Annotated in this window: 7 protein-coding genes; 4 read left to right on the forward strand and 3 right to left on the reverse strand. The window is 57.9% G+C overall.

Going from position 1 to position 6,729, the window contains the following annotated elements; all coding sequences use genetic code 11:
- Positions 1–64: 64 nt before the first annotated feature.
- Both Q0932_RS17230 and Q0932_RS17235 read right to left on the reverse strand, forming a co-directional pair.
- Positions 65–898, reverse strand: a complete 834-nt coding sequence (locus Q0932_RS17230) for an SDR family NAD(P)-dependent oxidoreductase (protein WP_299355912.1) — start codon at positions 896–898, stop codon at positions 65–67.
- Positions 899–966: 68 nt separating this feature from the next.
- Entirely contained in the window at positions 967–1,575 is a 609-nt protein-coding gene (locus tag Q0932_RS17235) for an SH3 domain-containing protein (RefSeq protein WP_299355914.1), read from the reverse strand.
- 157 nt (positions 1,576–1,732) lie between these two features.
- Between Q0932_RS17235 and Q0932_RS17240 the strand changes: the two genes are divergently transcribed.
- Together Q0932_RS17240 and Q0932_RS17245 are read left to right on the forward strand one after the other, a co-directional pair.
- The gene (locus Q0932_RS17240) at positions 1,733–4,072 is read left to right on the forward strand and encodes a DNA topoisomerase IV subunit A (RefSeq protein ID WP_299355916.1); all 2,340 of its coding nucleotides are present in this window, start codon (positions 1,733–1,735) and stop codon (positions 4,070–4,072) included.
- Between the two features lie 121 nt (positions 4,073–4,193).
- Positions 4,194–4,415, forward strand: a complete 222-nt coding sequence (locus Q0932_RS17245; RefSeq protein WP_299355918.1) for a hypothetical protein — start codon at positions 4,194–4,196, stop codon at positions 4,413–4,415.
- A gap of 3 nt (positions 4,416–4,418) precedes the next feature.
- Here Q0932_RS17245 and Q0932_RS17250 read toward each other — a convergent pair whose 3' ends face one another.
- Positions 4,419–5,771 carry a cytochrome P450 gene (locus tag Q0932_RS17250; RefSeq protein ID WP_299355920.1) on the reverse strand — a complete coding sequence of 451 codons (1,353 nt, stop codon included), beginning with the start codon at positions 5,769–5,771 and terminating at the stop codon, positions 4,419–4,421.
- 122 nt (positions 5,772–5,893) lie between these two features.
- On the opposite strand from Q0932_RS17250, the gene Q0932_RS17255 reads away from it, so the two are divergent.
- Positions 5,894–6,514 (forward strand): hypothetical protein, encoded by a 621-nt coding sequence (locus tag Q0932_RS17255; protein WP_299355922.1) that lies wholly within the window; start codon positions 5,894–5,896, stop codon positions 6,512–6,514.
- Between the two features lie 114 nt (positions 6,515–6,628).
- The coding region (locus Q0932_RS17260; RefSeq protein WP_255107233.1) for a GTP-binding protein at positions 6,629–6,729 on the forward strand (101 nt) is incomplete at its 3' end.

The following is a 6,729-nucleotide window of genomic DNA, read 5'->3' on the forward strand; positions in this document are numbered from 1 at the left end:
GATTCTACTCCGTTTGGCGGTTTCGACCTGTTTCTAGGCCTATGGCCGTGGATTTAACAGCGTTTCAGCCCTTGGCAATGAGCCAGTCGAGAATTCGTGTTGGCAACAGACGCCGACCAAAGTTTGAAATATAGGTCGGCGTGGTCACGAAATAGCGCGGATGCGGCTTTCGGGACTCCAGCGCATGGGACAGTTTCTTGGCTACGGCAGAAGCGGGCAGCTCAAAAGGGTCGGGCCCTTTGTCCGTGTCATAGAGCCGTTTCAAAAGGCTGTCGCGGTACTGCTCGGCACGCGGCGACGCCTCCCAATTGATCCAGCGCTCAAAATGCGGAACTGAATTTTCGCGAATTTTTGTCCTGATCGGGCCGGGTTCGATCAACACAATGTGGATCGGCGTGTCGCGCATCTCGATACGCAGCGTGTCCGTCAGCCCTTCAATGGCGTATTTCGTGGCCGCATAAGCACCTCGCCAGGGATAAGTGACAAAGCCCAGAACAGACGAGTTTTGCACGATGCGCCCATGTCCTTGTGCCCGCATGACCGGGATCACCGCATTGGTCAGTTCATGCCAGCCGAACACGTTGCTCTCAAAAATCTCACGCAAGGCATCCGTGGGCAGGTCTTCCATTGCCCCCGGAAGTCCATGCGCGCCGTTGTTGAACAGCGCATCCAGAGTGCCACCAGTGGCCTCTAGCACTTCATTCAACCCCGCATGAATGCTGGCCGTGTCCTGATAGTCGATCCTGGGGCTGTCAAAGCCTTCGGCGCGCAGCCGATCACAGTCTTCTTGGCTGCGGCACGAGGCAAAAACGCGCCAGCCACGATCACGCATTTCATGCGCTGAACTGTGTCCAATACCCGAGGAACACCCGGTGATAAGCAGTGATTTCTCGGCCATGTACCCGCCCTTGCTCTTGCCACGACCTAGCTAGGGCGAATTGCGCGTGTGGGCAAGCGCCGCGAAGGTTACTCGACCTTGGTCAACAGCTTTGCCGACATCCAGCCGACCCTGCCGCCGTCAACCACCCGCAGCTTGACCCAGCCGTTGTCGGGCTCTCGCAAAACCACGACTTGATCGCCGCGCTCCAGCTTAGCCAACACACTATAGCTGGTGCCGGGGCCGCCGCGCATGTTCACACGTTTCGCTTTCACGGTGCGCAAATCAGGCTTTTCCACAGGCTGAACCGCCGGGTTTTGCGGTTCCGAAGAGGGTTCCGGGCCGATCCGGGTACGGTAGACTTCGGGCGTGGGGGTCGGGGTCGAAAAAAGGTTCTGACGACGCGCCAGTGGTGGGGTTTCAACAAATGCGGCTTCTGTCAGCACAGCCTCCGTGGTCGACAAATCCAACGATGCCAGTTGCACAGCGGCGCGCGTATCTTCTTGACCTTGCAGCTTTTGCGCGCGCGCGGCTTTGAGGGTGCGTTGTTCCTGTTCGGCAGCTTTCGCGCGTTTCGCTTGCTGCGCCTTGTGTTTGGCAATCCGGGCGGGCTCTTCTGGGACAAAGTTTTTGCCGCCGCTCAATTCATAAAATGCCCAGCCCATAAAGATCAGACTTAGCAGGATAAACTTTTTCATTCGGAACCCCCCGGTACACACACGTACAGACATCAATGATCAAAAAAAATCGTAGGGCAGGTATCTCAGTTTGCGCGATTTCAGTTAATGGAAAAAAACCGCGAGTTTTCCCCGTCGCTTGCTTTACCGTCCGGAATCCAGCGGGTACACCAAGCCTATGAATGACCTGATCGATGACGATACCCCCATTGGTGAAGTGACCGAGCCGCTGCGCCGCGCCATTGGCGAGCGCTATCTGACCTATGCGCTCAGCACGATTATGCACCGCGCCCTTCCGGATGCCCGCGACGGCTTGAAACCGGTGCACCGCCGCATTCTTTATGCCATGCGGGAGTTAAAGCTGGCCTCAAGCGGCGGGTTCCGTAAATCGGCTAAGATCTCGGGCGACGTGATGGGCAACTATCACCCCCATGGCGACGCGGCGATCTATGATGCGATGGCGCGTCTGGCGCAGGATTTCAACGTGCGTTACCCGCTTGTCGACGGGCAGGGTAACTTTGGCAATATCGACGGCGATAACCCGGCAGCGAGCCGTTATACCGAGGCGCGTATGACCTCGGTCGCCGAGGCGATGTTGCAGGGTCTGAACGAAAACGCAGTTGATTTCCGCGAGAATTATGACGGGACGTTGAGCGAACCTGTGGTTCTGCCTGCGACTTTCCCAAACCTCTTGGCCAACGGATCCAGTGGCATTGCTGTTGGGATGGCGACCAATATCCCGCCGCATAATATCGCCGAGCTGTGCGACGCCTGCCTGCACATGATCAAGGTTCCGGATGTCCGCGACGACACGTTGCTGAACTATGTCAAAGGTCCGGATTTCCCAACCGGTGGCGTGATTGTCGAGCCGCCAGAAAGCATGGCGCAGACTTACCGCACCGGGCGCGGTAGCTTCCGGCTTCGGTGTAAATACGAGGTCGAAGATCTGGGGCGCGGGCAGTGGCAGATCGTCGTCACCGAGATCCCCTATCAGGTGCAGAAATCCAAGCTGATTGAGAAGATTGCCGAGCTGATCCAGACCAAAAAGGTCCCGATCCTTGGTGATGTGCGCGACGAAAGCGCCGAAGATATTCGCCTGATCCTTGAGCCGCGCTCAAAGAACGTCGATCCCGAGGTCCTGATGGGCCTGATGTACCGCAATAGCGATCTGGAAGTGCGGTTCAGCCTGAACATGAACGTGCTGATTGACGGGGTCACGCCCAAAGTCTGCAGCATGAAAGAGGTCCTGCGCGCCTTTCTTGATTTCCGCCGCGAGGTGCTGATCCGTCGGTCGAAACACCGGATGGACAAGATCGACCATCGCCTTGAGGTGCTCGAAGGGTTCATCATCGCGTTTTTGAACCTTGATCGGGTGATCGACATCATCCGTTACGACGACGCGCCAAAACAGGCGTTGATGGCCGAAGACTGGGGCCGGGATCATACCCGTGCCACCTCTGAGCGCGACTATGTTTCGCCTTTGCCAAGCGATGGTGAGGGTGAGCTTTCCGAAGTGCAGGCCGAGGCGATCCTGAACATGCGCCTGCGGTCCCTGCGCCGCCTGGAAGAGCTGGAGCTGATCCGCGAGCAGGAAGAGTTGATGGCCGAACGTGCGGAACTCGAGGATCTCTTGGAAAGCGAAAGCCTGCAGTGGGCCCGTATTTCCGACCAGTTGAAAGAGGCCAAAAAGGTCTTTGGCAAAGACTATGAAGGCGGTGAGCGCCGCACAGTATTTGCCGAGGCTGGAGAAGTCGAGGACGTGCCACTTGAAGCGATGATCGACAAGGAACCGATCACTGTTGTGTGCTCGCAAATGGGTTGGATTCGCGCCATGTCAGGCCATATCGACCTGACCCGCGAGTTGAAATTCAAGGACGGCGACGGTCCGCGTTTCATCTTCCACGCCGAAACCACGGACCGGTTGCTGGTGTTCGCGTCGAACGGACGGTTTTACACTCTCAGCGCGGCAAATCTTCCAGGTGGGCGCGGCATGGGGGAACCCCTGCGCCTGATGGTCGATTTGCCCAATGAGGTCGAGATAGTCGATATCCTGATCCATGACCCCGAGCGCAAGCTCTTGGTTGCCTCCAGCGCCGGAGACGGCTTTGTCGTGGCCGAAAAAGACGTCATCGCCCAGACCCGCAATGGCAAACAGGTACTGAACGTCAAAGACGATGCCCGCGCCAAGATTTGTATTCCGGTTGAGGGTGACCATGTGGCGGTGGTGTCTGAGAACGGCAAGTTCCTTGTGTTCCCGACTGCAGACTTGCCCGAGATGGGGCGTGGCAAAGGCGTGCGCATCCAGAAATACAATCAGGCCCGCGGTCGTCAGGGGACACTTGAGTTGGACGGCGGCCTCTCTGATCTTGTCACCTTCAACCTTGAAGAGGGCCTGAAGTGGGAGATGGGCGGCGGTAAAACCCGGCACGAACCTGACATGCGTGACTGGATCGGCAAACGCGCCGGCGTGGGCAAGAAAGCCCCCTATGGATTCCCGCGCAACTACCGGTTCCGCTAAGGGGCCTGTCCTCTCGTCTTTTGAAGACCAAGCGTTTGCGAGGCGCGCAATACAGCGAGGCCGCCGAAACCGAAGTCGATGACCGTGCACTAGAGATGTTGCTACAGGCCAAGCACTAGAGATGTTGCTACAGGCCAATGTCGCCCCTTCGGTGATCTCGGATCTGTTCGCACGCATGGTCGATGATCACGGGGGCACGGCAGGGCTCGCTTCGCACTTCCTGAGCCGCCTGCAGATGAGTGATCGCATCTCTGCGGCCAGGGATGCCACATCTGCGACCTTTGTCGGTGAACCTATCCTTAATGAAACGGAATGGCAGGCTCTGCGCGCGGTCTGCGACTAGGGTTCACACGGGCGTGGCCGTCAGCCAGACGCCGGTATCCGGGCGCAAGGTCAGGATCATCACCGGCTTGGGTGGGCGACCAGGCACAAGCTCAAAGCGAGACTTCTGCAGCAGCTTGGCAAGGATCAGTACCGATTCCTGAATCGCAAAACTGGCGCCGATGCAAATGCGCGGCCCATCTCCAAACGGCAAATAAGCATAACGATCCACCGGGTCTTTGTCGGCAAAGCGGTCAGGGCGAAAGGCGTTTGGCTCCTGCCACAGCTGGTGATGGCGATGCAGGGCGTAGACCGGGATCATCACAGTGTCGCCGGGTTTGATCTCGCGTCCGCACAGGGTATCCGCCTCTGTTGCAGTGCGCGACAGGATGCCGGCCGGAGGATAAAGCCGCAGTGCCTCGTCGACGATCTGGCGGACATAGGTCAGCTTGCCAATCATCTCGCCAGTGATCGGACCTTCGCCACACACACGGATGATTTCGGCTCTCGCTCGCTCCTGGACCTCCTGGTCAAAGGAGCAAAGGTATAGCGACCACGCCAGAGTCAGAGCTGTGGTTTCATGTCCGGCCACGATAAAGGTCAAAAGATTGTCGCGCAGTTCTGATGTGTTCATGGCGCGCTTGGTTTCCGGATCAACGCCTGCCAGCAACAGGTCCAAAAGATCAGGGATGTCACTTGCGCCCCGCGCCCGCCGTGCCTCAATCGCCTGATCGGCCACAGATTTCATCTGCTGGACAACCGGACCTGAGAACATGCGCGACGGTCTTGGCAGCCAATCAGGCAGCCCCAGCATATCCATCAACGAGACCCGACCGGCGGCACCGATATAGGCATCAATCGCCCGGTGGACGGCCTCTGCGTCAAAAGCGCCTTCGCCCGAGAACGTCACCTCTGAGATCACATCAAACGTGGTGCGAACAGTCTCTTCCAGCAAGTCGATTGCGCGATCTCCCGCCGAAGCGATGCGCGCAGCGCTGCGATCCGCGGCCGCCGCCATGATGGGGGCCAGCGCCTGAACATTGCGGTGCGAAAACACTGGGGCTGCGGCCCGACGCTGCCAGCGCCAATGGGCGCCTTCTGCAACAAACAAGCTGTCACCAATCGCTGGTCGCAGGATATTCTTGGTCGCACGGGACTTGGGATAATTGTCGACTTTTTCCAAGAGAACACGGCGAATTGCTTCGGGATCCATCACCATGTGCCAGCGTATCCCGGTGCGGCCCGAGACCATGGGCTGGCGCACAGCCAGTTCCGGTAGAATCTCCAAAAGATTGCGCCGCGCTGCCTTTAACGACCGCATGATCCCCAAGGGTTCTGTGGCAAATGGTACATAGGCGGGCAGGGATGGATCGTGCATTTTGGCCTCCGTCCATTACAACATAGGCGCACGACCTTGGCGGGACAAATCGCAGGCCCGTTGCAGTGGCAGTTGGCATGCGGTATTGCCCAATACAGAGTTGCCTTTAAGGACCCCTGCACATGCTTCGTATTGCGATTTTGTTAACTGCCTTCTGGGCGCTGGCCTCCTGCGCAGTTCCGACAACCAAAGTCGAAGATGAAATGCTTGATCTGGGGGATTTTGCGCTGGGCCACAATATTGTCGTGGCCCCCAACATTCAAAAAGGCCCTCTGTCACGAGATGCCAGCGCGGAACGCTGGATCGCCTCGGTCAAGTCAGCCATTGATGCGCGCCTTGGCCGTTACGAGGGCGAACGCCTTGTGCATCTTGGCGTGAATGTCGGGGGGTACGTCCTGGCGCAACCCGGTGTGCCGCTCTTGATGTCGCCGAAATCTGTTTTGGGGATCACAGTTACGGCCTGGGACGACCGTGCGGGCAAGAAATTTAACGAAGAACCCAAGGAAATCTTTGTTCTTGAAAGTATTTCCGGCGGAACACTTGTTGGGACGGGCTACACTCTTTCAGCAGAAGACCAGATGGCGAATCTCAGCCATAACGTCGCCCGGGTCATTGAAGAGTGGCTTCACCAGAACCGTGTCTGCATGACAGACACAGCCACGGCCGAACAGTTGGCCGCCTGCTGGAAAGATAACAAAGACGAACGTCTGCGACAGGCCCGCAAAGAGAACCTCGGCGAATAACAACGCTTCGCGCAACTCGCGCTTGATTTTTGTCGCACAACGCAATATGTCGCGCGCGGTAGACACATGTCCGGGCCCGTGGGGGCCCTTAATTCTAGATGGAAGGCGCCACACATGGCCAAGGAAAAGTTTGAGCGGAGTAAACCGCACTGCAACATCGGCACCATCGGTCACGTTGACCACGGTAAGACCACTCTGACGGCAGCGATCACCAA

The organism is uncultured Shimia sp., assembly GCF_947498095.1.
Classification (GTDB): domain Bacteria; phylum Pseudomonadota; class Alphaproteobacteria; order Rhodobacterales; family Rhodobacteraceae; genus Shimia.

What these genes read in the sequence shown, in the direction of transcription:
- Q0932_RS17230 (WP_299355912.1), bottom strand. Translation starts at nt 898, where the DNA reads ATGGCCGAGAAATCACTGCTTATCACCGGGTGTTCCTCGGGTATTGGA.
- Q0932_RS17235 (WP_299355914.1), bottom strand. Translation starts at nt 1,575, where the DNA reads ATGAAAAAGTTTATCCTGCTAAGTCTGATCTTTATGGGCTGGGCATTT.
- Q0932_RS17240 (WP_299355916.1), top strand. Translation starts at nt 1,733, where the DNA reads ATGAATGACCTGATCGATGACGATACCCCCATTGGTGAAGTGACCGAG.
- Q0932_RS17245 (WP_299355918.1), top strand. Translation starts at nt 4,194, where the DNA reads ATGTTGCTACAGGCCAATGTCGCCCCTTCGGTGATCTCGGATCTGTTC.
- Q0932_RS17250 (WP_299355920.1), bottom strand. Translation starts at nt 5,771, where the DNA reads ATGCACGATCCATCCCTGCCCGCCTATGTACCATTTGCCACAGAACCC.
- Q0932_RS17255 (WP_299355922.1), top strand. Translation starts at nt 5,894, where the DNA reads ATGCTTCGTATTGCGATTTTGTTAACTGCCTTCTGGGCGCTGGCCTCC.